Annotated in this window: 23 protein-coding genes and 1 riboswitch; of the genes, 17 read left to right on the top strand and 6 right to left on the bottom strand. The window is 32.6% G+C overall.

What is annotated here, in order from left to right; all coding sequences use genetic code 11:
* Nucleotides 1-253: 253 nt before the first annotated feature.
* Together ABEY15_RS04200 and ABEY15_RS04195 are read right to left on the bottom strand one after the other, a co-directional pair.
* Nucleotides 254-706 (bottom strand): Dps family protein, encoded by a 453-nt coding sequence (locus ABEY15_RS04200; RefSeq protein ID WP_335478994.1) that lies wholly within the window; start codon nucleotides 704-706, stop codon nucleotides 254-256.
* Nucleotides 707-1,026: 320 nt separating this feature from the next.
* On the bottom strand, nucleotides 1,027-1,182 hold the full coding sequence (locus ABEY15_RS04195) for a hypothetical protein (RefSeq protein ID WP_429888640.1): 156 nt from the start codon (nucleotides 1,180-1,182) through the stop codon (nucleotides 1,027-1,029).
* A gap of 480 nt (nucleotides 1,183-1,662) precedes the next feature.
* Between ABEY15_RS04195 and ABEY15_RS04190 the strand changes: the two genes are divergently transcribed.
* Complete coding sequence (locus ABEY15_RS04190; protein WP_429888639.1) at nucleotides 1,663-2,673, top strand: DUF916 and DUF3324 domain-containing protein; 1,011 nt, start codon at nucleotides 1,663-1,665, stop codon at nucleotides 2,671-2,673.
* A gap of 31 nt (nucleotides 2,674-2,704) precedes the next feature.
* Nucleotides 2,705-4,783 carry a WxL domain-containing protein gene (locus ABEY15_RS04185; protein ID WP_429888638.1) on the top strand — a complete coding sequence of 693 codons (2,079 nt, stop codon included), beginning with the start codon at nucleotides 2,705-2,707 and terminating at the stop codon, nucleotides 4,781-4,783.
* A gap of 84 nt (nucleotides 4,784-4,867) precedes the next feature.
* On the opposite strand, the gene thiT is transcribed toward ABEY15_RS04185, so the two are convergent.
* On the bottom strand, nucleotides 4,868-5,449 hold the full coding sequence (gene thiT, locus ABEY15_RS04180; protein ID WP_429888637.1) for an energy-coupled thiamine transporter ThiT: 582 nt from the start codon (nucleotides 5,447-5,449) through the stop codon (nucleotides 4,868-4,870).
* Between the two features lie 281 nt (nucleotides 5,450-5,730).
* Nucleotides 5,731-5,835: riboswitch (TPP riboswitch) on the bottom strand.
* A 351-nt stretch (nucleotides 5,836-6,186) separates the two neighbouring features.
* Between thiT and ABEY15_RS04175 the strand changes: the two genes are divergently transcribed.
* From ABEY15_RS04175 to ABEY15_RS04165, 3 genes are read left to right on the top strand one after another with little or no spacing between them, the layout of a single operon-like run.
* Nucleotides 6,187-6,663, top strand: coding sequence for a low molecular weight protein-tyrosine-phosphatase (locus tag ABEY15_RS04175; RefSeq protein WP_429888636.1), 477 nt, complete (start codon nucleotides 6,187-6,189; stop codon nucleotides 6,661-6,663).
* 13 nt (nucleotides 6,664-6,676) lie between these two features.
* Nucleotides 6,677-7,216 (top strand): hypothetical protein, encoded by a 540-nt coding sequence (locus tag ABEY15_RS04170; RefSeq protein ID WP_069032751.1) that lies wholly within the window; start codon nucleotides 6,677-6,679, stop codon nucleotides 7,214-7,216.
* A 17-nt stretch (nucleotides 7,217-7,233) separates the two neighbouring features.
* Nucleotides 7,234-8,115 (top strand): YihY/virulence factor BrkB family protein, encoded by an 882-nt coding sequence (locus tag ABEY15_RS04165; protein ID WP_254664549.1) that lies wholly within the window; start codon nucleotides 7,234-7,236, stop codon nucleotides 8,113-8,115.
* 308 nt (nucleotides 8,116-8,423) lie between these two features.
* Here ABEY15_RS04165 and ABEY15_RS04160 read toward each other — a convergent pair whose 3' ends face one another.
* Nucleotides 8,424-10,343, bottom strand: coding sequence for a heavy metal translocating P-type ATPase (locus tag ABEY15_RS04160; RefSeq protein ID WP_429888635.1), 1,920 nt, complete (start codon nucleotides 10,341-10,343; stop codon nucleotides 8,424-8,426).
* A gap of 493 nt (nucleotides 10,344-10,836) precedes the next feature.
* On the opposite strand from ABEY15_RS04160, the gene ABEY15_RS04155 reads away from it, so the two are divergent.
* The 7 genes from ABEY15_RS04155 (at nucleotide 10,837) to ABEY15_RS04125 (ending at nucleotide 17,809) form a co-directional block, all read left to right on the top strand.
* Nucleotides 10,837-11,769: an SH3 domain-containing protein gene (locus ABEY15_RS04155; RefSeq protein ID WP_429888634.1), complete on the top strand. Its 933-nt coding sequence runs from the start codon at nucleotides 10,837-10,839 to the stop codon at nucleotides 11,767-11,769.
* Nucleotides 11,770-11,909: 140 nt separating this feature from the next.
* A complete protein-coding gene (locus tag ABEY15_RS04150; RefSeq protein ID WP_025568574.1) occupies nucleotides 11,910-12,854 on the top strand; it encodes a DMT family transporter in 945 nt (314 codons plus the stop codon).
* 118 nt (nucleotides 12,855-12,972) lie between these two features.
* Complete coding sequence (locus ABEY15_RS04145) at nucleotides 12,973-13,905, top strand: carbohydrate ABC transporter permease (protein WP_429888848.1); 933 nt, start codon at nucleotides 12,973-12,975, stop codon at nucleotides 13,903-13,905.
* The gene (locus ABEY15_RS04140) at nucleotides 13,905-14,735 is read left to right on the top strand and encodes a carbohydrate ABC transporter permease (protein ID WP_429888633.1); all 831 of its coding nucleotides are present in this window, start codon (nucleotides 13,905-13,907) and stop codon (nucleotides 14,733-14,735) included. Before ABEY15_RS04145 ends, ABEY15_RS04140 begins: the two co-directional genes overlap by 1 nt.
* A 15-nt stretch (nucleotides 14,736-14,750) precedes the next feature.
* Nucleotides 14,751-16,022: an extracellular solute-binding protein gene (locus ABEY15_RS04135; RefSeq protein ID WP_429888632.1), complete on the top strand. Its 1,272-nt coding sequence runs from the start codon at nucleotides 14,751-14,753 to the stop codon at nucleotides 16,020-16,022.
* A gap of 229 nt (nucleotides 16,023-16,251) precedes the next feature.
* Nucleotides 16,252-17,298, top strand: a complete 1,047-nt coding sequence (locus ABEY15_RS04130; protein ID WP_429888630.1) for a LysM peptidoglycan-binding domain-containing protein — start codon at nucleotides 16,252-16,254, stop codon at nucleotides 17,296-17,298.
* 169 nt (nucleotides 17,299-17,467) lie between these two features.
* Nucleotides 17,468-17,809 (top strand): DUF805 domain-containing protein, encoded by a 342-nt coding sequence (locus ABEY15_RS04125; RefSeq protein ID WP_429888629.1) that lies wholly within the window; start codon nucleotides 17,468-17,470, stop codon nucleotides 17,807-17,809.
* A gap of 54 nt (nucleotides 17,810-17,863) precedes the next feature.
* Here ABEY15_RS04125 and ABEY15_RS04120 read toward each other — a convergent pair whose 3' ends face one another.
* Nucleotides 17,864-18,262 carry a VanZ family protein gene (locus tag ABEY15_RS04120; RefSeq protein ID WP_429888628.1) on the bottom strand — a complete coding sequence of 133 codons (399 nt, stop codon included), beginning with the start codon at nucleotides 18,260-18,262 and terminating at the stop codon, nucleotides 17,864-17,866.
* Between the two features lie 258 nt (nucleotides 18,263-18,520).
* Here ABEY15_RS04120 and ABEY15_RS04115 point away from each other — a divergent pair, with 258 nt between their 5' ends.
* Together ABEY15_RS04115 and ABEY15_RS04110 are read left to right on the top strand one after the other, a co-directional pair.
* The gene (locus ABEY15_RS04115) at nucleotides 18,521-18,862 is read left to right on the top strand and encodes a DUF805 domain-containing protein (RefSeq protein ID WP_429888627.1); all 342 of its coding nucleotides are present in this window, start codon (nucleotides 18,521-18,523) and stop codon (nucleotides 18,860-18,862) included.
* Between the two features lie 195 nt (nucleotides 18,863-19,057).
* A complete protein-coding gene (locus tag ABEY15_RS04110; protein WP_429888626.1) occupies nucleotides 19,058-19,927 on the top strand; it encodes an amidase domain-containing protein in 870 nt (289 codons plus the stop codon).
* A 51-nt stretch (nucleotides 19,928-19,978) separates the two neighbouring features.
* Here ABEY15_RS04110 and ABEY15_RS04105 read toward each other — a convergent pair whose 3' ends face one another.
* Complete coding sequence (locus ABEY15_RS04105) at nucleotides 19,979-20,323, bottom strand: hypothetical protein (protein ID WP_429888625.1); 345 nt, start codon at nucleotides 20,321-20,323, stop codon at nucleotides 19,979-19,981.
* Nucleotides 20,324-20,607: 284 nt separating this feature from the next.
* Between ABEY15_RS04105 and ABEY15_RS04100 the strand changes: the two genes are divergently transcribed.
* From ABEY15_RS04100 to ABEY15_RS04090, 3 genes are all read left to right on the top strand, one after another.
* Complete coding sequence (locus ABEY15_RS04100; RefSeq protein ID WP_069032763.1) at nucleotides 20,608-21,543, top strand: carbohydrate ABC transporter permease; 936 nt, start codon at nucleotides 20,608-20,610, stop codon at nucleotides 21,541-21,543.
* Complete coding sequence (locus ABEY15_RS04095) at nucleotides 21,543-22,373, top strand: carbohydrate ABC transporter permease (RefSeq protein ID WP_429888624.1); 831 nt, start codon at nucleotides 21,543-21,545, stop codon at nucleotides 22,371-22,373. Before ABEY15_RS04100 ends, ABEY15_RS04095 begins: the two co-directional genes overlap by 1 nt.
* Before the next feature lie 129 nt (nucleotides 22,374-22,502).
* On the top strand, nucleotides 22,503-23,774 hold the full coding sequence (locus ABEY15_RS04090) for an extracellular solute-binding protein (protein WP_429888623.1): 1,272 nt from the start codon (nucleotides 22,503-22,505) through the stop codon (nucleotides 23,772-23,774).
* Nucleotides 23,775-23,866 lie beyond the last annotated feature (92 nt).

The raw sequence follows: 23,866 nt of genomic DNA, 5'->3' as shown, positions 1-23,866 counted from the left end.
AGAAAAAGGTTTTTGTCGGAAATTGAAATAATTTAGTGGAAAATATATTTTCGATGTACAATTTGTAGTTTGATGTTCCTAGTTCAAAATACCTGTTTTTACACGAAAAAATAAGAATTACTTTAAAAAATAGATGTCTACTAAACTTTAATTTTAGATAAATTAGGAAAGAAAAAAAGCAGTATAAAGATAAAAGGATGAATAATCCATTTTATTTTACACTGCTTTTCTTAATTTAATCTTAAGTCTTAACTCAATTTAAGTAGGCTGTTAACATCCAAACATGCTTTGCAAGTTGTTCTCGGATGGCTAATAGTAAATCATGAGTAACTGAATCATTTTCAGACTCTGCAATTTCCATACCATCTTTTAATTCTTCAATTAAATAATTATAGTCCTTAGTAATATCCTGGACCATTTCATCAGAAGTAATATTCTTATTTGCTTCTTTAAGGCTTGAAGTATCAAGATACTCTCTCATTGTAGCTAGTGGTTTTCCACCAATTATTAACACTCGCTCTGCTAGCTCATCAATATGTAAACTTGCCTCATTGTAAAATTCCTCAAATTTAGTGTGTAGAGTGAAAAAATTTGGACCTTTTACATACCAATGATAGTTATGTAACTTTACAAATAGGATATTCCAGTCTGCTATTTGCTTATTTAGCACATCAACAGTCGTTTTTGAGATGGATGATGTATCCATTAAAATCCCTCCTCTAAATGATGTAAAAGATTAAAAAACCATATAAACCATCTTAACTGATATTGAGTAAAAATAGTCATGGTAATATTTGATAGCTAAGACAACAATTAGTAAAATTAACGTTAAATTGTAAATAGCTTTATATTGAAATAAAAAAATTCATCTTATTAGAAGTTTGGATGGAGATAGGATTCTTACTTACATTAAGAAAAGATGATCAGTAATTAAAAAACATATAGACGAAAATCCCTTACTCAAAACAGGATTATATGTAAGGAAAAAACAAAAAAACCTCATCTAGTTAGATGAGGTTATTTTAGCTATGAATGTACGCTCTCTTCAGGAAGGGAAGGCTTTGGGTCAATTCTTAAAGCATCATCTACATTAAATGCATTTTTTAATACTAAGAAAAATGAACCAATCATACCTAAAAGAATAATAAAGTAAAAGAAAAAGATGATTACATCATAGACCAATGTTAAAACCCCCTTCGAAACTTTTCTGTATTCATATATATGATTGAAGAAAAGGACAGATAACCAAAATTCACAAAGTGTTCAAAATTTAAATGCATATTTAAAATGTGGATAGATTGTTTTTACTATTTGGTTGGATTGATTTAACTAAAAGCAAGTGACATCACCATTTGTAGCAGTTACACCTAAAATATTAAGAAGAACTACCTAAACAAAAAACAAGTTAAAACTTAACCCGATTACCGTTGACATAGGTAAAAAATGTCGTTGAACGATTAAATATAATCATGTTACATTTTTCACATATTTAACTGTGAGTTCAATGAAGAATCAAAGTTGGAGGCTTTGATGTGATTTTCAAAAATAAATGACAGCTAAATCGACTCAATTTATGTATTGCAAATAAATATAAAGAAACTAAATAACAGGAACCTAATCTACATGAAATTTTTTAGTCAATATCAAAAAAAGGAGCTATCTATGAATGTACTAAAAAAATTTATGATTATTTTATTTCTAATTAATATTAATAATTTTCATGCAAGTGCAGCTGAAATTAATTTTGCAGTATCGCCTGTTATTCCAACTAATCAGATTGATCCGAGCAAAACTTATTTCGATTTGAAAATGAAACCTGGCCAAAAACAAATCCTAAAAGTTCAAATAAAGAATGCCAAAGATAAAAGTGTAACGATTCAAACAAGCGCCAATTCAGCTATTACAAATAGTAGCGGTATTGCAGATTACAGTATTTCAAATCCAAAAGTGGACAATACATTAGAAATCCAATTCGCTAATATAACTAAAGTAAATAAAGAGACGAAAATTCCAGCAAGAAGTGAAAAAACAGTAGAGATTACGATTGAGATGCCAAAGCAGCAATTCGATGGTGTCATATTGGGTGGACTCCATTTCAGTGAGAAAGAAGACGAAGGACAAGCAGAAAAAGAAGATGAAAGCGTTCAAATTAATAATAAATATGCTTATGTTATTGGTGTTGTTTTAAGAGAAACCGATAAAGAAATCAAGCCAGATCTAAAATTAAATGAAATTAAACCAATGCAAATCAATGCACGTAATGTTGTTATTGCTAACTTGCAAAATATAAAGCGAGCTATGTTAAAGAATTTAAGCGTAGATGCAAAAGTCTATAAGGAAAAAGGAGTAAATGTCCTTCATCAAACAAAAAAAGAAAATTTAAGAATGGCTCCTAATTCAAACTTTGATTATGCAATTAATTGGGATAACAAAGCGTTTGAACCAGGTAAGTACCGTTTAGAAATGAAAGCTACAGATGGTAACGAAACTTGGGAATGGACAAGAACCTTCACCATTAAGGACAATACAGCTAAAAAACTTAACACTTCTGCAGTAGAGATGGAAAAAGATAATACAATGTGGACGATAGGCGGTATGCTATTACTTTTTTTACTTTTTATATTTGCGTTCTTTTTACTTAGAAGGAGAATAAAAAAAAATCGAGATAAATGAAATACGATTAAATTTGAGAGGAAGAAATAGATTGGTTAGAAAAAGAAAAAGTCTTATTAAAGCAACTGTTTTTGCTTCTATTTTTGGAGTGATGGTGAGTGGTATTCTACCAAAATCAGCCGATTTACAAGGACCGTTCAAAAATAACATTGCTGAAGCAGCAACACTTCCAAATATAGTAGAAAACCATACATTTAATTTTGATCATCAAACCACTACTATTCCAAACTGGGCATTTATGGGGTATTTTAATGAGGGACAGCCTCCTGAACCCTATATGTTTGATTTGGTAGAAGAAAACGGTTGGTATAAAGTATCTGGTAGCCCTAAATCAAAAGCCTATGTTCAACCTTCTGGTGATGGAATTTTATTAAAACTAATGAATACTACTCCATCTCAAGAGTTTATAGCCATGAGACAACGAGTTAAAACAATTCCAGGAAAAACATATACTGTTAAGTTGTCTTTTAATCTTATTGAAAATACCATTAACAAACTAAGATACGACTGGTTTGTAACTGATAGAGAAACATCCACCAATTTAACTGACAGAGGATTAAGAGAATACACAGGGCCTCTAGAAGCAACCACTACTTTCACTGCGATGGGAACTGAATCTAATTTTGTTATTAGTTTTGAGGATTATAGCTCAGGTCCTAATGATGGCTATTCAATCTTTAAAGTTAAAAATGTTTCTGTAACTTTATTAGATTCGGAGGCACCAAAAATAACGGCTGCAAATATTACCATTCCAGAAGGGTATACAGGTGGTACGTCATGGACAAATCAAAATACAACGATTCATTTTACAGCAAATGATGATAATGGAATTGATCCAACAACGTACGAAGTTTCAACAGATAATGGTACTACTTGGAGTAAAGATGGTTTAGGTAACAGCACTAAAACAGGCGTTGACTATACAGTTACAAACGAAGGCATAACGAATATTCAAGTACGAGTGAAGGATGATTCTGGGAATCAAAGTAATCCAGTAACAGACCAAGGTTCAAGGTTAACGGTGAGAATAGATAAAGAGGCACCTATTACCAATTATGTTGAAGGACGATTATATAACAATAATACCGCAGAAAACATTATTTTTAGCGACAATTTAAGTGGGATAAATACAGCATTTCTAGATGGTATAAGTATTACTACTGGGGAAGTCAATCCAGCAGATGGCGCACATAACTTAGTGATTACTGATCATGCTGGTAATAAAAAGGATATTAACTTTACAGTTGACAAAACTATTCTTCCTCCAGTGGTTAACCTAATTACGGACGTTAGTACAAGTATAACTGGTACAGCAGAAACGAATAGTACTGTAAAAATTAAATTACAAGATCAATCAATTATCACTACGACAGCTGGAGAAGATGGTTCGTACTCGGTAGCAGTAGCACCGAAGACACTATTCGCTGGCGATATAGTGAGTGTAACTGCAACCGATGTAGCAGGGAATACGAGTGCAGAATCAAATATTACAGTAACGGCAGAATCAAAAAATCCGGTCGACCCAACAGACCCAACAAATCCTGTTGGACCAGTCAATCCAACTGATCCTGAAGATCCTCATGAGCCGGGAACAAAGAGTGCATTGAGTATTGACTATATATCAAACTTCCGTTTTGGTGAGCAGGAAATTTCGGGTCAGAATAAAGTTTATACTGCACAATTAGATTCAGTAAAGCAAGCTTCAAATGATTCGATTATTCAAGTACCAAACTTTATTCAAGTAACTGACCAGCGTAGAACGAATACAGGATGGAAATTGACAGTTCAACAAAATGGTCAATTCAAGAGTGGGAGTAATGAGTTAACAGGTGCAGAATTAAAATTAACGAATCCATTTTTAAATTCGTCCACTGCTGTTCAATATAAACCAGAAGCAAATACAGTTATATTAGATCCAAATGGAGCTCCTCAAGATGTAGCTTTTGCGGATCAAGGTAAAGGACACGGTACATGGACGATTGCATATGGACAGAATAAAGCAGAAGGTGCAACTAGTATTACACTTTTTGTGCCAGGAGCAGCTTATAAAGTAGCAGATGCACAATATAAGACGTCACTAACATGGACATTATCAGATACACCACTTTAATATAAAAAAACACTTCAATAGAAAAAGAGAACCCCTTGGAGTAATGATAAATTCTACTCTAAGGGGTTTTGTTTTCTTTTTAGATTAAGCTGCTTGATTTCGATTCTTTTTAACATGAACAAGAACTGGCGCAGAAGAAAGTAAAATGATTAAAAGAACTGCACTAATAATAAAGGAAGGAACCATGTACCAAGCATTATATACTAATGAATAAAGTGAAACTGGAGTTCCTTTTGGAGCGTAAGAACCGTAGAACACAATTCCAGCAATAAAATGGCAGATGAAACGAGCTAACGAGCCGATAAAAGTTCCTAATATAATATAAGCTGCTGCACTTTTTTTATTGCCATTTGCTAAACTATTTTTAATTTGTTTATAGACAAGACCAGCTAACCCCAGACTTGTAAATGCTACAATATAGTCTAAAAATACTTGGATTGGATGGACAAAATATAGTTTTGTAACGATTTGCAGTGCTGCTAATAATAGGCCAGTAATTAATCCTTGTTTTAATCCCCAACGAAAAGCAATTAGAAAAACTGGAATCATTGATAATGATACAGAGCCGCCTTGAGGTGCAGTAAATAATGGTAAAAAATCAAAAACGATTGCAAGTGCTGCACACATCGCTATTTCTGTCATTAATTGAATCTTTGATGTCTTCATATATATATTTCCCCCTTTATCTAGTGGACAACTTATGTAGTGAAACATTTTGTAAGTAATGATGATTAAGCAACTAGTCGCACACATTTGTAATGTCTAGTTCCAGCACCTTGCCATTCGAGGTCATAAGTCAAAGTGTGAAGATAAAAAGCAATCTTCCTCTGTCTTTGCCTTATGCTTGTCGGGCCAAAAGCGAGCCGCTTCCACATTTCGAACTAGGGAGATTTCAGTAGGAATAAATAAAAAAAGCAATACTGGGTAGCATGATGATCCCGGCGTTGCTTTTCATCGTGCCACATCCCTACGTTAGTACTAACTAACAGGTTCAGAGGGTAAGAATAGCTAATCTATTCACTCTCAGCCAAATGGCTCCCCTTGTGGTTTTAGCTTACATTTAGTTGTCTTTACTAAATATAGTCAAGGTGATATAAAAATACAATTAATTTATCCATAAAAATTAAAAAAATTTGGCTTCTGTTAATGGAATCTATGTAAGAATCGCAAAACACATTAACAGAGCTAACTTTTTAGATAATTATTTAAATTATTTTAAAAAAACGAGTGTAATCATAGCTATTATGTAAAAAATAAGCATTATAACTTTTATCTTATTTATATTGGTCATAAATTATTCACAATGGCTTGCTTTTCATTTTAAAATTTACCGTGTAGAATGAATACGGAAGAAACAGCTAAATTTTGGCAGAAAGTGTAAATAATTTGAAGGAGACATTGAGATGATTCAAGTATTATTTGTCTGTTTAGGTAACATTTGTCGATCGCCAATGGCTGAGGCTGTTTTTCGTCATTTAGTGACAGAAAAAGGGTTAGATAAACAATTTATGATAGACTCAGCTGGTACTGGAGATTGGCATTTAGGTCACCCTCCACATAAGGGAACACAAGGTTTATTGAGTGAAAAAGGTATAACCTGCGAAGGTATGAAAGCTCGAAAAGTGACAGATAATGACTTTAAATATTTTAGTTATATTGTTGCTATGGATGCACAGAATAAAGAGGATTTAATGAATTTAGCAAGAAATAATTGTATAGGAGAGATTTCACTACTTTCAGATTATGTTCCAGCATCAATGTGGAAGGAAGTGCCTGATCCATATTATACGGGTAATTTTAATGAAGTATATGACATCGTTACAGAAGGATGCTCTCATTTACTTCAGCATATTTTAAAGCAACACCAATTAACAGTTTAGAGGAGGATGTAGAATGTCAAAACGTAACAAAGCTTTACGCAATATTCTAGTCGGAGTCGCAATTGGTGCAGGGGTTACTCTACTTAACAAGGAAAATCGTGAGAAAATCTCACGTAAAGGAAGAAGCGTAACAAACAAATTAAATCAAATTAAAGAAGATCCAGAAATCGTAAAAGGTGCTGTTCGAAATCAATTGAGAGTAGTACAAAGCTCAGTTGAGAAATTAGAAGGCAATGTACAGCTTGTAAAAGATAAATGGATCGAAATTAAAGATTCAACATTAAATAAGTTTGATAAAGGCTCTTCTAAAGTATCAGAAAAAGCAGTTGAAGCTGTAGAAGCGAAAATTGAAGATTCAATCGATTTAGAAGAAGGCAAATCGCAAATTTCAGCGACTTCACTAGAAGTAAACCATGAAAATGAATCTTCTGAAACTGACGAGCAGTTAGAAGCTACTCTAGAAGGTATTGAAGATTTAACTGATGAAAATGCAGATGAAGTACAAGAGAAAGTAGAATCAATTTTATTGGCAGGTAATACATCTAAAGAATAACAATTGAAGGTGTCAATTTGATTAAGAAAAAGAATTCTATTGTAGCATTTGTTTGGGATTTAGTGAAAAAGTGTATGGAAGACGAAATAGTATCTCGTTCAGCGGAGCTAGCATATTACTTAATGCTATCTCTTTTTCCATTTCTACTTGTTCTAACTCAAGTCGTAACCTATTTACCACTTTCTACTGATCAAATATTGTCATTCTTGAGTCAATATGCGCCGCCAGATGCCATGGCTATTATACGAAGTAACTTGCAGTTAATAATCGGACAATCACATGGTGGAGTATTATCAGTAGGGTTAATTGCGACTATTTGGGCTGCGTCCAATGGGATTAATGCAATCATCCGAGCACTTAATGATGCGTATGATGTAGAGGATAAACGAAATTACTTTGTCACAAGAGGAGTTTCAATTCTTTTAACAATTATTATGATTTTTGTGATTGTGTTTGCATTATTAATACCAGTGTTCGGAAAAGTGATTGCTAAGTCTGTATTTCAATTTTTAGATATATCTCAGGATTTCTTATACACTTGGAGCTTAATTCGTTGGTCACTAAGCTTTGTGATTCTAATGATTGTATTTACTGTTCTATATTCCATTGGACCGAGTAAAGTAGTTCACATTAAAAAGGTGTTTTTTGGTTCACTATTTGCAACATTTGGATGGATCATTTCTTCTTTTGGATTTGCTTTTTACGTTGATAACTTTGGTAATTACACAAGTCATTACGGTAGTTTAGGTGGGATTATTGTTTTGATGATTTGGTTTTTTATTTCGGCAATGGTTGTGATTATTGGTGGAGAGCTTAATGCTTTAATAAAGCAAAGACAGTATGGTAAGCACAAAGCAAAACCAAAATTAATTGACCCTAATAATCCAAATCCAAAATAGTTTCTTCTATAATATAATGGAGTTTTCTTCCATGAGTAGTCTTATTTTAGTGAGGTAAACTAAAAAAGACTTCAAAAAGGGAGGAACTTTAAAATGAGTAATAATAAGAAAAACCATAATGATAAATCAAATAAGAAACAAAAAAGTAGCTCTCATCCAAAGGGCAAAACTAGCGGTTCTGCAAACGGACATAATGATTACCATTAATTTTTAAACTGACTAGAATAGTCACTTTTCCTGCTAAAAAAGCTCATGATAGTTCAGTTTAGAAGAAAAAAGCATCGTACAATTTTGTACGATGCTTTTTTTTAATCTCTTAATAATCTTAATGAGTTAAGAATAACTAAAATTGTGCTTCCTTCGTGACCGATTACTCCATAAGGTAAATCAATGATTTGTAGGAAATTCGAGCAGATCAGGAATGCGATTACGCTTAGTGAAAAGATAATATTTTGTTTTACGATCTTGTTCATGCGTTTAGATAAAGTGATTGCTTTTGATATTTTTGTTAAGTCATTTTTCATCAAAACGACATCTGCAGTTTCTAAAGCAACTCCAGTTCCGCCACCCATTGCAATACCTACATTTGCAGTTGCTAGAGCAGGGGCATCGTTTATACCATCACCAACCATTGCCACTTGACCGTAGTTGTCTTTTAGCTTTTTAACAATCGAAACTTTTTCATCCGGTAAGCAAGATGCAAAGTATTCATTGATTTCACTTTCGGCAGCAATTGCTTTCGCCGTTTGTTCTGAGTCACCTGTAATCATGACTGTTTGAACACCTAATTTATTTAAAGTAGATAAGGCTTGCTTTGATTCGTTACGAACTAAATCTTTTAATGAGAAAATCGCAACAACTTTATCTTGAGTACCTACATAAACAATTGTATTTCCTTCTTGTTCCCATTGTTGTTCAAAATGAATGAGTGGATTTTGTTTCATTGTTACGAATTCTTTTTTACCTACTCTATACTCAGAACCATTTAAAATTGCTGAAACACCGAAACCAGGGTGGTCATCAATTTGTTCAAATGACGAAGATACTGTGATTCCTTGTTTCGTAGCGTATTCAACAATTGCTGAAGCTAGCGGATGAGTTGAGTATCTTTCAATTGAAGCAACGATCGATAATAACTCTGTACGATCAAAATCTTCTATTTTCTCAAAACCAGTTACCTCTGGCTTACCAATCGTTAACGTACCAGTTTTATCGAATGCAATTGCTTTTAATACACCTAATCGCTCTAAATGAATACCACCTTTTACAAGAATTCCGGACTTTGCTCCATTCGAGATTGCAGATAAAACAGCTGGTGTAATCGATGCTACTAATGCACAAGGTGATGCAACAACTAGTAAAATCATTGCTCGATAAAATGTTGTTGTCCATGACCAATCTAATGCGAAATGCGGTAAAAACATCATGAATAATACAGCAATTAATACTCCTTTAACATAAACACCTTCAAATTTTTCAATGAATTGTTGAGAAGGTGTTTGTTCACTTTGAGCTGTTTGAACAAGATTAATGATTTTTTGGAAAAGAGTCTCATCACTATGTTTCGTAATTTCGACTACTAACGTTCCTTTAATGTTGATTGTTCCTGCAAACACTTCATCATTTAAGTTTTTAACAACTGGAACTGATTCACCTGTAAGAGCAGCTTCATCTACTAATGTTTCTCCTTTAACGATCTGACCATCAGCAGGGATACGTTCTCCAGCTTTAATTAAAATATAATCACCAATGTTTAAACTTTTAATGCTGACAACTTCTTCAACTTCATCAACTAATCGAATTGCTGTTTGTGGCTGAAGAGATAATAGTGAAGAAATCTCTTTATTCGTTTTATTTAACGTATATGTTTCAAGTGCGCCACTTAAAGCAAATATGAAAATCAGTACTGCACCTTCAGTCCAATATCCAATTGCAGCTGAACCAACTGCCGCAATAATCATTAGCATTTCAACGTTTAGTTCCTTTTCAGCAATCGTATCTTCAATACCTTCCTTTGCCTTTGCGTATCCTCCAATACAAAATGCTAAAACATATAAAATGATCGACATGATTGAATTATCGTTTTTAAAGAATGAAGCAATTAGAATTAATACACCAGAAACTAAAGCGGCAATTAATTCTCCATGTTTTGAAAGAAATGATGTAGATTCCACATGGTCGGCTTCATATGTAGCATGAATCGTAGTAACTTTTGGACTTGCTTCCATAATAAATACCCCTTTCTTATTTTCAATTGAGAAAAATAATCAAATTCACTATCCTTATAAAACGACGAAAGCTGCCGTCCTAGGACAGCAGCGTACATTTTATAAGACCTTACTATTTATTTAATCTCTTAGTTGTGTAGTTCACAGATTTCTTAATTAAAATAATTCTTATTAAATATATATTACCACATTACTTTATATGTGAAGAAAAAAATTTACTTTTAAATTAAAAATTTTTTAATGAATGTGATCGAGTTGTGAAAATAGAGGTAGGGTTGGGGCAGACAGGAATTCAGTCTGCTTATTTAATTTTAACGATTCTTTCTATTAAAAAATTTTCTAATGTTCATTAAAGAATTCTAAGCATCCAACCGATATTTATACAGTAAGCACATTAAATACATATTTGTTACTACATTAAATTCTAGTTTATCTATTTCAAATTCAAAAAAGTATAGCAAATATAAATAAAAATAAAAAGCTGGTGGAGATTTTGAAAAAAAAATTTATACAATCGATTGCAATCATAGGATCTGTTTCATGTATTAATTCTATGGATTTAGTAGAAGCGGATGCAGAAAGTACAATTACAAATCAACCTAAAGAATTCATTTCATACGCGGATCACTACATCTCAACAGGGGACGGAGTACGTATTCGTTCAGGGGCAGGAACGAATTATAGAATTTTAGGAAGCGTAAATAAGAATGCTAAATTAGATGTCATATCTTACTCAAATGGTTGGTATAAGATTACTTATCAAGGAAGAGTTGGCTTCATAAGTGGCACTTATGTTCAAAAACAAAGAAAAATTGAAGATGAAAAACAAGTATCCAATACGATTAAATATATTGTAACAGGAGCCACAGTTAATATTCGCTCAGGAGCGGGAACGAATTACAATATAATAGGTAGTGCGATAAAAGATCAGAAATTAGACGTTATTTCAACTTCAAATGGTTGGCACAAGATCATCTATCAAAGAAAAACCGGTTATATTAGTGCTGGATATACTAAAAAAGAAATTGATCATTCAAATGATTCGACATATGATGAGCAAAATATGATTTCTTTTGCAAAACAATTTTTAGGAGTTCCTTACAAATGGGCAGGAGTATCTCCTTCAGGTTTTGATTGCAGTGGCTTTATTTATTATGTCCTTAAGGAAAACGGTAAGCCATTTGGAAGAACAAATGTATCAGGTTATTGGCACAACAATACTTCATTCCAAAAAGTAACAAGTTCACAGCCAGGTGATTTGATATTTTTTCAAAATACATATACGTATGGCCCATCACACATGGGCATTATGTTAAACAAAAATGAATTTATACAAGCTGGTAGTAGTACCGGCGTTACGATTTCTAATATAAATGACTCATATTGGAAAACGCATTTTTTAGGGTATAAGCGAATTAAATCTTAATTTAATTTCCTCATATAAAGTTTTTCAACAATTGTCTTTACCATCAGGCCTTTCTCAAAATCAAACAATAGTAGGAATGCCCTATAGATGATAGAATAAACTGTATTCTATAGAGAGAAAAAGGCTTATGGAGGGAAACAATGTCTGCAAAGAGATTTTTTACACATCCTTTGGGAGTGATTGCATCAGCGGTTATTACAACTTTTTTATGGGGAAGCGCATTTCCGTTTATTAAGCTAAGTTATGAGCACTTGCATATTGGGAAGAATGAGATTTGGAAACAAATGATTTTTGCGGGTTATCGTTTCTTTTTGGCCTCATTATTAATTTTAATATTTTTTACGATAATTGGTAGAAAATTAACTTTTAAGCGAGATACTTTTTTTGTAGTAGGAAAAGTAGGTTTGTTTCAAACGTTTTTACAATATGTGTTGTTTTATATTGGATTAAGTTTTTCAACGGGAGTTCAAGGCTCGATTATTGCTGGAACTACTTCGTTTTTTCAACTTTTAGCAGCTCATTTTATGTATAAAAATGATCGTTTAAACTTGCGTAAGATTCTAGGTGTAACGGTAGGGTTTGCGGGTGTAATTATCGTAAATATCACAAAAGGCACACTATCTTTACATTTAGGAATTGGTGAGATTTTATTATTATTTGCAATGGCGTTTGGTGGCTATGGTAATGTACTTGCTAAGGAAGCTGCAAAGAAAGTGGATGTTGCCTATTTAACGGCATATCAAATGATGATCGGTTCAATTGGATTGTTATTAATTGGTGGTTTAACAGCAGGATTTTTACCATTCCACTTTGATTTAAAAACGTTTGGCATGCTAGTTTATTTATCGGTACTTTCATCTGTAGGTTTCATACTGTGGAACAATGTCATGAAATATAACCAAGTTGGAAAAGTATCAATGTACTTATTCTTAGTTCCTGTTTTTGGTGTCATTTTATCATCAATTATGCTGAATGAAGTGTTATCTTATCTTGTATTTATTGGTTTAATTATGGTTACGTCAGGTATTATTATTGTAAATTATCAAAAGGATCAACGTAGCACTCATATGAAGAGTGCGTCTTGACTCGAATAGAATGCATCCCGAATAAAAGCAACTCTACTTTTTAATAATAAGGTGGAGTTGCTTTTTTTTATAGATCGTTATGAAGGGAGGTACATAGTTGTCAAAGTTTGATAAAGCAATGAATAAAGAAGTTGAAACAGTTGTAGATGATGCTACTGACTTTAAGGTCTCCTATCGAAAGAAACGTAGAAATAGTGGAAGTTTTATCGTATTTGTTGGTCCAGCCTTTCTAGTATTTGCAGCTTTAGTTCTTATTCCGTTTTTAATGGGTCTGTATTATTCCTTTACAAACTGGAATGGGGTAGTTGGAAATATCCATTATGTCGGTTTTGATAATTATAAGTACATATTTACGCAAGATGCAGACTTTAAACAGTCTTTTATTATTACGACAAAGTATACGTTTTTTGCTGTAATCTTAACGAATTTGATTGGCTTTGGCTTAGCTTTATTAGTTACTAAAGGGCTCAAATCAAGAAATATCCTGAGAACGATTTTCTTTTTACCAAACTTAATAGGTGGGTTATTACTCGGTTTTATTTGGCAATTCATTTTTAATAAGGGTCTCACTTCATTAGGAGCTGCGTTAGGGATCGATTCTTTAATGCAGTCATTGTTAGGTACTGCAAATGGAGCGTTTTGGGCAATTATAATTGTAGCCATCTGGCAAGGTGCAGGATATATCATGATTATTTATGTAGCGGCACTCCAAGGAGTACCTCAGGAATTGATAGAAGCAGCTCAAGTTGACGGCGCAGATCGTTTTACAACTTTAAGGAAAATCATCATTCCAATGGTAGCACCAGCTTTAACTGTATGTTTATTTTTAACAATCTCATGGTCTTTTAAAGTATTTGATCAAAATTTATCACTTACTGGCGGTGGACCATTTAAATCGACCGAAATGCTTGCATTAAACATTTATACAGAAGCATTCGTAAACAATCGATACGGATTAGGGGAAGCAAAAGCAATTGTTTTCTTCGTCGTTGTCGCAGCTATTTCAATTCTCCAAGTTTATTTAACGAAGAAAAGGGAGGTTGAAGCATAGTGGAAAATGAACGCTATACCGGACTGACGTTTTTGCTTGAGCTATTTGGGATCATTTTAGCGATATTTTTCCTTGTTCCCTTCTACTATGTTTTAGGAAACTCGTTTAAATCCTTTGCAGATATTTTGCAAAATACATCATCGCTACCAAAATCCTTAGATTTTACAAATTACTCCCAAGCGATTGCTGTCATGGATTTCTGGAGAGCTTTATTGAATTCTTTGATTGTAACAGTAGCTAGTAATGTGTTGATCGTTTTATTTTGCTCAATGGCAGCTTATAAACTCGTTCGAACAAGGCATAAAATTTCAACGGTTATTTTCTTTATATTTGTAGCAACGATGGTAATTCCGTTTCAATCAATTATGATTCCACTTGTTAAAGTTGGAAGTACACTTCATCTGATGAATAGTCATTATGGACTTGTTGTTATGTATTTAGCGTTTGGTTCCGCGCTTTCAATTTTTCTTTATCACGGGTTTATAAAAGGTATTCCAATTGAGCTTGAAGAAGCAGCAATTATTGATGGATGTTCACCATTTATGGTTTTTTGGAAAGTAGTGTTTCCTTTACTAAAACCGATTACCGTAACAATTGTTATATTGAATACTTTATGGATTTGGAATGATTTCTTGTTACCATCTTTAGTTTTGCGTGATGAAGAGCTACGCACAATACCACTGGCTACTTTTTATTTTTTTGGCGCGTATACGAAACAATGGAATTTAGCACTTGCCGGATTAGTTTTAGGCATTACACCGTTATTAATCTTTTTCTTCGCTGCCCAAAAGCAAATTATCCGAGGTATTACAAGTGGCTCAATAAAGTAAGTTAAGGAGGATCATATGAATAAAAAATTATTTAAGTCGGTTGCCGTTTTATCAACTAGTATGCTGTTGTTTACTGGATGTAATAATAAAAAAGAAGAAACAAAAAAGCCTGGTGCTGGTGAAAAAGTTACATTAAATATTTTTCAATTTAAAGCTGAAATTGCAAAAGATCTAGAGGCTTTAACAAAGGAATATGAAAAGGAAAATAAAAATGTAACTGTAAAGGTTCAAACAGTAGGTGGAGGAGCCGATTATGGAGCAGCATTGAAAGCTCAATTTGCATCAGGAAATGAACCAGATATTTTCAATAATGGTGGATACCAAGAGGCCGTTACTTGGAAGGATAAACTTGAGGACCTGTCAGATCAAGATTGGGTGAAGGATTTATATCCGGAAACCGAAAAACCGATGACAGTTGATGGGAAATTACTCGGAATGCCTATGAACACGGAAGGCTATGGATTCATTTACAATAAAGATTTATTTGATAATGCTGGTATTACACAATTGCCAAAAACATTAACTGAATTAGAGGCAACAGCAAAAAAATTAAAAGACGCTGGCATTACGCCGTTTTCAGTTGGCTATGGTGAGTGGTGGATTTTAGGAATTCATTTATTAAATATTCCATTCGCACAACAACCGGACCCTGATAAATTTATCGCCGATTTAAATGCAGGTAAAGTAAAAATCCCTGATAATGATAAATTTAAGGAGTTTATAAAATTATTTGATTTAACGATTAAATATGGAAATAAAAATCCATTAACAACGGATTACAATACACAAGTTACTAATTTTGCATCTGGAAAAACAGCTATGATGCAACAAGGAAACTGGACACAAGGTATGATTGATGGTATTACACCAAATATGAAACTTGGTCTTTTACCTATGCCGATTAATGATGACAAAAACGCGATGGACAAAATCCCTGTCGGTGTACCTAATAACTGGGTAGTTAACAAAAATTCAAAAAACAAAGAAGAAGCGAAGAAGTTTTTAAATTGGATGGTTTCTTCTGATACAGGTAAAAAATATATCGTTGAAAAGTTTAAATTCATTCCTGCAGTTAAAACAATTGAAGGAAAAGGCTTAGGCCCGATTGCTGATGATATTCAAAAATACTCAGCAGACGGAAAAGTACTTTCGTGGAACTGGTTTAAGTATCCAAACGGTGCAACAAATGAATTCGGTGCTTCAATGCAAGCATATGTTGGAGGACAAAAAAATCCACAGCAATTACTGCAATCGCTTCAGGATACTTGGGATAAGTTAAAGAAATAATAGAATAGTGAAAATCAAGACAAACCTTATTTCGAAATAATTTCGAGTAAGGTTTGTCTTTTTTTGTGCAATTATTAAATGGTATTTCATTAAAGAATTATCAATTGGAAGATTTTATGTGATGAACTGAATTAATTATCGTGATATAGTAATTATCGTTGCGAATATAAATGAAATTCCTGAGTTTAACCTAGATAAATAGATTAATAGTAAGGGAGAGTAATCAATTATGAAAAAATCGATTAAAAATGTTATTTTATCAACTGCGATTGTCTTTTCTTTAGGAACAGTAGTCGGACCAGCTAATGCTGCTACTGTTGTTTATAAAGTTAAAAAAGGGGACACGCTTTACAAAATTTCTAAAACATATAAAACAACTGTTACAGAGCTTAAAAAGCAGAATAAGTTAAAATCGAATACAATTAAAATTGGACAAAAGTTAAATATTCCTATCAAAAATAAAGTTGCTACAAAGAAGCCAGCAACACAAACGATTAGTCCAGTTAAGCTTCCAGCAAGTGAATCAGTTAAAAAGATGGCACTAGAAATCACTTCATGGTATGAAACATCATCATCTGAGGCTGATGCATTTGGAGCAACAAGTGGTAATTTCGACGGTGCCGGCTTATCTTTTGGCGCGCTTCAAGAAAACTTTGGAACAGAAACTTTACAACCAATTATGAAAAATATGTTCGCAAATCATAATGATGTTGTCTTAAAAGCTTTTAATGGAGATACGGATTCTTATAATACATTTAAAGATGTCATTATGAACAAAACGACAAAAGAACAGGTAGCTTGGGGAGATTCAATAAGTGACCCTAATAATAAATACCAAGTTGTAGAGCCTTGGAAGACTTACTTTAAAAATCTAGGTACGAGTAAAGAATGTATTGATGAACAAATTAATGCTTCAAAATGGTACTTCGATCAAACAGAAAAGTATTACAAAACATTCGGATTATGGACAAAAAGAGGATATGCACTAATGTTTGATATATTTGTTCAAAGTGGTGCGATTTCGGATAAAACGAAAAATTTAATATTAGATGACTTTAAAAAAATTGATACAAAAAACATGACAAAAGAACAAATCGAAACGAAAAAAATGAATATTATCGTTAATCGTCGTGCTGCAGACGTAAATGAACAATGGAGAGAAACATGGAAATCTAGAAAATCAGTAATTGCGAACGGCAGTGGTACAGTTGTTGGTTATGGAGACTTCTTTGATGTAACTCCGTATGGTGCTACGTTAACACATGTTAATAAATAAGTTATTTGATGAGGGAGTCCAAGATTTTGGACTTCCTTTTTTTATTTATCCACTGATTATCTTTCATTTTTTTAATAAGAAATAGGTGATTTGGTTTTATTATGGGGAATATTAAAAAAGAAGTATACACTAGCTTTTGGATAAAATAATTTCTTAGGAGAGATCAGTCGTGCAATGGTATTTAAAAGGATTAAAGAATTATGTAGGATTTCATGGTAGAGCGAGTCGAACTGAATTTTGGATGTTCTTCTTGATTAATGCAATTATTACTTTTTTACTTAGTATATTAGATAACTTTGCAAATACAGATAACATGATTTCAGGAATTTATGGTTTGCTTACTTTGCTACCACTAATTGCAGTCGGTGTCCGCAGATTACATGATATTGGTAAAAGTGGTTGGTGGTATTTAATTAGTTTAATTCCGTTTATAGGATCAATTGTTTTATTAATATTTGCTTGTTTTAAAAGTGAAAATCACGAGAATCGTTTTGGACCAGTTCCAAGATAAAATTAAAATTAATAATGTTCATTGGGTATTAGGTAAAGACTTAAATGTACCATATTATTTCTTAAATAAATTGATCTTTGAAATCTTATACCCAATATAAGTCCCTATAGTATTTAAAATAACATCATCTATATCTGAGGTTCTAAAAGACATAATAAATTGGACAACTTCTATGCTTACCGATAAAAATAAGCCAATTAGTATAACTTTTTTTGATTTCTTAATGGATGTTAAAATAAACCCAAATGGCACAAAAAGAATGATATTTCCAAAGATATTAACGATAAAATGTTTAATGCTGCTAAACTCATTAAACATTTTAATTAATGGGATTAAATTTAATCCACCCTCAGAAACACCTATTCCTAAAGAAACGACTGGAAAAAATGTAAACCTAAAAATAAACACAAGTGAAAAAATTAACAGTAAATATTTTATGAAAATAGGTTTCAAAGTAAATCTCCCAAAAAATGTTTTAATTAATAATAAGTAATTATACATTAATAATTTTTTATTTCCTCAACAAACTTTGCATTAAATTGATCGTTTGGCCCAACACCGAGATAATCTAAGCTTAATACCCGCCTAATTTTAGGCGGTTTTTTGTGTTAATTCAAAATAGATTGTCCTATTATTAAAAATTAATAATGTTACATGGGTATTAAGAATAGACTTAAATGTACCGTAATTACTTCTTAGGAGGGATCCATCGTGGAATGGTATTTAAAAGTATTAAAGAATTACGCAGTATTCAACGGAAGAGCTAGAAGAACAGAGTATTGGATGTTTTTCCTGATTAATGCCATTATCTCGATTATACTTTCAATTTTACAAAGAATTGCGAATATAGGGGAAGTATTAACTATAATTTATAGTATTTTGATTTTTTTACCTTCTTTAGCAGTAGGAGCTCGTAGATTACATGATTCAGGTAGAAGTGGTTGGTGGTTGTTACTTTGTTTAATACCGTTTATAGGTGGAATCATTCTATTGATTTTCTTCTGTTTGGATAGTGAAGAGGGAGATAATCGATTTGGGACGAATCCTAAGTAGTAAATGGATGTCTAGATATTAATTCTAAGGGTCAATATGTAAACCGTCTTGAAAAGGGCGGTTTTTTGTTATTTTTATCGTATGTCCTACTATTTCACTAATATTTCAATAATAAGAAAAAATTCTATTCCAACAACATGATAGAATATTTTTGTGAATATTTTCACAAAAATATTTTGAGTGGAGGAGAGACATATGGTTTGTAGTGAAATATATTTAGGGGATATTGAAAAGATTTTGCTCAATTATTTAATTGAAAACCAGTTAGATTACGAAATGGGTTCAAAAGGTTTTTATAATTATTTATTTAATCAGTTAATGTATGAGAGTGATCAAAATTTAGTTAATCATTCAGATTATTTCTCAATACTTGTTTATGCGGCTGAGTATTTAAATGAATTCGGAAATCAGGAAAACCCAGATTCAACTCCAGCTTTCGGGATGGGAGAGTTAACAAATTTATCAATAACAGAAATAATAAATAAAAACAATGATAAAGAAGAGATAGCCCAAAATAGCAGAAGTCTAAGAGCAGCAGCCTCTTGGAATATCTCCAAGGCTGTTAGTTATGCTAGAGCATGGGGAAAAGGGCGCAATTCTGAATATGCAAAATATGTAAATGATTGTACGAATTTTGTATCTCAAATTTTATTCAATGGGGGTATTGTAAAGACTAGACCTAGTAATCCGCCAAGTGGAACTTATGCAACTTCAAATTATTGGTATAGTGATCAAGTATCAAATCCCGGAGGTTACCCAATAAAAACGATTAGAAACTCAACGTCTTGGGTTAGAGTTAAGGATTTTTATAGCTATTGGGGACCAAGGGTGACTGATAAAACTTTATATACTCTTAAAGACACGATATCATACGCATCAGTGGGGGATGTTATTCAATATAAACATGCCGATTCAGGTATAAGGTGGCATACTGTATTTGTTACAACTAAAACATCTTCAACTGTAAAGGTAACTCAACATACTAGAGATGATATAGATTTTGATATAAGAGACGCAGGAACATCGAATCGTAGTTGGTCCGTGCTAAAGTTTTCTAACTATTAGTGAAAAATAAAAATAAGAGTGTTCTAATTAGAACACTCTTTAGCACGTTAATTAATTATTAATAAAGTGTATTTCCATCTTATCATTTAAAGAAATAATATAAACCATTTCTCCACCTTTGGTGAAAACCGTTCGTGCGCCTAGCGCTTCTTCTTCTACTTCATTCCAACCCCACATTTTTAAAATTAATTCATAATACTTTGGTAAACCATGTTCTTCAGATGCTAATTTCCAATTGTAGATTTCATATTGATTTTTGTAGTCAATTTTGGATTGAATTGCAGTTAACGGAATAGGAAAACCCTTATTTAATTTAGATGGCTTATGTACAACAAAAAATATAATTACGATCAAAAAAAGGAATGTAAATAAAAACTTCTTATTTATTTTATTCATTGGAAATTCCTCCTTTTTCCAGGTTTATAAACATTTTATCATTTTTAATAAGGTATTTATTTTTAGTTAATAAGGAGAAATTGAAACTTTTATGAATAAACCCATTGAGAGACTTGTTTAGGAGTGTGTTTTGATCGGTAATCAGCAGTTTGTATCATAGGTAATAAATGATTAATCTTTTAAACCTAAAAATTAATCTAGTCAATATATTCCACCCTACTGTTCAAATGAATACGTTTTCACAATAAGAGAGGTATTTTATGATGATAGTGGAGGTGTTACAGATGATTGAAACGAAAAAAGTGATTGATACAAATTTAACAGATGCCAAGACAAAGAAGTCATCTAAAAAATTAAGAGATTTTTTAAATTATCTTACGTTTGTAGGACCAGCAACTATTGTTTTTGCAGCGATCGTGTTAACGCCATTTTTAATCGGCTTTTTCTATTCATTTACTCAGTGGGATGGTGTAGCTGATTCTGCTAAGTGGGTCGGACTTGAAAATTATAAATACATTTTTACGAAAGATACGGATTTTATTCACTCGTTTATATTAACAGGTAAATATACATTTTTCGCTGTGATCTTAACCAATGTGATTGGTTTTGGTTTAGCGTTAATCGTAACGCAAAGCTTGAAGACTAGTAATATTTTAAGAACAGTCTTTTTCCTTCCAAATTTAATCGGTGGATTATTATTAGGTTTTATTTGGCAGTTCATCTTTAATAAAGGTTTAATTTCAATTGGACAATTATTACATTCAGACTTTTTACAAAGAGCACTTTTAGGTGAAGAAAAAGGTGCGTTCTGGGCAATTGTCATCGTAGCAGTTTGGCAAGGTGCAGGTTATATAATGGTTATTTATGTAGCAGCTCTGCAAGGAGTACCACAGGAATTAATTGAAGCAGCTCAAATTGATGGTGCAAATAAATTCCAAGTGTTACGTAAAATCATTATTCCAATGGTAGCACCAGCTGTAACGGTTTGTTTATTCTTAACAATTTCTTGGTCATTTAAAGTGTTTGATACAAACCTATCATTAACAAATGGTGGACCGTTTAAGTCTACTGAGATGTTGGCTTTAAACATTTACACTGAAGCTTTTGTTAATAACCGTTATGGATTAGGTGAAGCAAAAGCGATTGTATTCTTCGTAGTCGTTGCGTTAATTTCAGTTATTCAAGTATACATTACGAAGAAGAGGGAGGTTGAGGCATAATGCTAAAAGAACGATATACTAGCTTAACTTTTATATTAGAAATAGCGGCAATTATACTTGCTCTCATCTTCTTAGTTCCTTTTTATTATGTGTTAGGCAACTCATTTAAATCATTTGCTGATATTTTACAAAATACGTCTTCGCTTCCAAAAAGCTTAGATTTTACAAACTATCAACAAGCAATTGAAGTCATGAATTTCTGGAAAGCGCTAATGAACTCGTTAATCGTGACAATTGCTAGTAATGTTGTAATCGTCTTTTTCTGTTCAATGGCGGCTTATAAACTAGTTCGTTCAAAAAGTAAAATTTCAAATATCATTTTCTTTATCTTTGTAGCAACAATGGTTATCCCGTTCCAATCAATTATGATCCCATTAGTGAAAGTTGGAAGTACGCTTCATTTAATGAATAGCCATTGGGGACTAGTAATAATGTATTTAGGTTTCGGCTCAGCATTATCAATCTTCCTATATCATGGATTTATTAAAACAATTCCAATTGAGTTAGAGGAAGCAGCAATTATTGATGGATGTTCACCGACTATGGTTTTCTGGAAAGTTGTTTTTCCACTATTAAAACCAATTACGGTTACAATTGTTATCCTAAATACGTTATGGATTTGGAATGACTTCTTATTACCATCGCTTGTATTAAGAGATATGGAATTAAGAACAATTCCTCTTGCTACATTCTACTTCTTTGGAGCATATACGAAACAGTGGAACTTAGCATTATCTGGACTTGTTTTAGGTATAACACCACTACTAATTTTCTACTTTGCAGCACAGAAACATATTATTAAAGGTATTACGAGCGGTTCAATTAAATAATGTGATTGGGTGGAAGCTATCAATATATTCCACCCATCATGTCAATATAGGCTATCCATAGTTGTTTATTTTTAAATGTATAATGAAAGCGTATTCAAAATAAAGAATATTGAGACGGGGGTTTTTAGGATGAAAAAGATGCTAAAGGTAGCAGCAGCATTAACAACTTCAGTGATGTTATTCTCTGCATGTTCTGGAGGATCTTCAGACAAAGCTTCAAATGATTCAAAGGATAAAAAAGTAACATTAAACGTATTCCAGTTTAAAGCTGAGATTGCGAAAGATTTAGAACAAATGGCGAAGGATTACCATAAGGAAAATCCAAACGTAACAGTTAAAATTCAAACTGTTGGTGGCGGTGCTGACTACGGTGCTGCATTAAAAGCTCAATTTGCTTCAGGTAACGAGCCTGATATCTTTAACAACGGTGGATTCCAAGAAGCAGTAACTTGGAAAGATAAATTAGAAGATCTTTCTGATCAATCATGGGTAAAAGATTTATATCCAGGAACTGAAAAACCAATGACAATTGACGGCAAACTTTATGGTATGCCAATGAACACTGAAGGTTATGGATTTATTTACAATAAAGATTTATTCGCAAAAGCTGGTATTACTGAAGCACCAAAAACATTAAGCGAATTAACTGCAGCAGCTGAAAAGCTTAAAAAAGCAGGTATCACTCCTTTCTCAATCGGATACGGTGAGTGGTGGATCTTAGGAATTCACTTATTAAATATTCCTTTCGCTCAACAACAAGACCCAGATAAATTTATGGCCGATGTGAATTCAGGTAAAGTGAAAATTCAAGACAACGAGAAATTTAAACAATTTATGAAACTGTTTGATTTAACAGTTAAATATGGTAACAAAAATCCTTTAACAACTGATTACAACACTCAAGTTACAAACTTTGCTCAAGGTAAAACGGCTATGATCCAACAAGGTAACTGGATTCAAGGTATGGTTGATGGAATTACTCCTAACATGAACTTAGGCGTGTTACCAATTCCAATTAACGATGACAAAGCAGCAATGGACAAATTACCAATGGGTGTACCAAATAACTGGGTAGTTAACAAAAACTCTAAAAACAAAGAAGAAGCTAAGAAATTCTTAGAGTGGATGGTTACTTCTGATACAGGTAAAAAATATATTGTTGAAAAATTCAAGTTCATTCCTGCTTTAAAAACAATTCAAGGTAAAAACTTAGGACCAATCGCAGACGACTTATTAAAATACTCTGCTGAAGGTAAAACATTATCTTGGAACTGGTTCAAATACCCAGATGGAGCTACAAATGAGTTTGGCGCATCAATGCAAGCTTACGTTGGAAAGCAAAAATCTGCTGACGAAATGTTAAAATCTCTTGAAGATACTTGGATGAAATTAAAGAAATAAGTTCTTAATTTTAGGCTTCCCTGAAATACCCTATAGATTAAGGCAACCCACAAGGAATTATGAACCTTGTGGGTTTTTTCTATGTAATAGAG

The organism is Gottfriedia acidiceleris (assembly GCF_050457485.1).
Taxonomy (GTDB): Bacteria; Bacillota; Bacilli; order Bacillales; family Bacillaceae_G; genus Gottfriedia; species Gottfriedia acidiceleris_D.
Note: the sequence above shows the minus strand (reverse complement) of the source record. Positions and strands in the feature narration are given on the sequence as shown.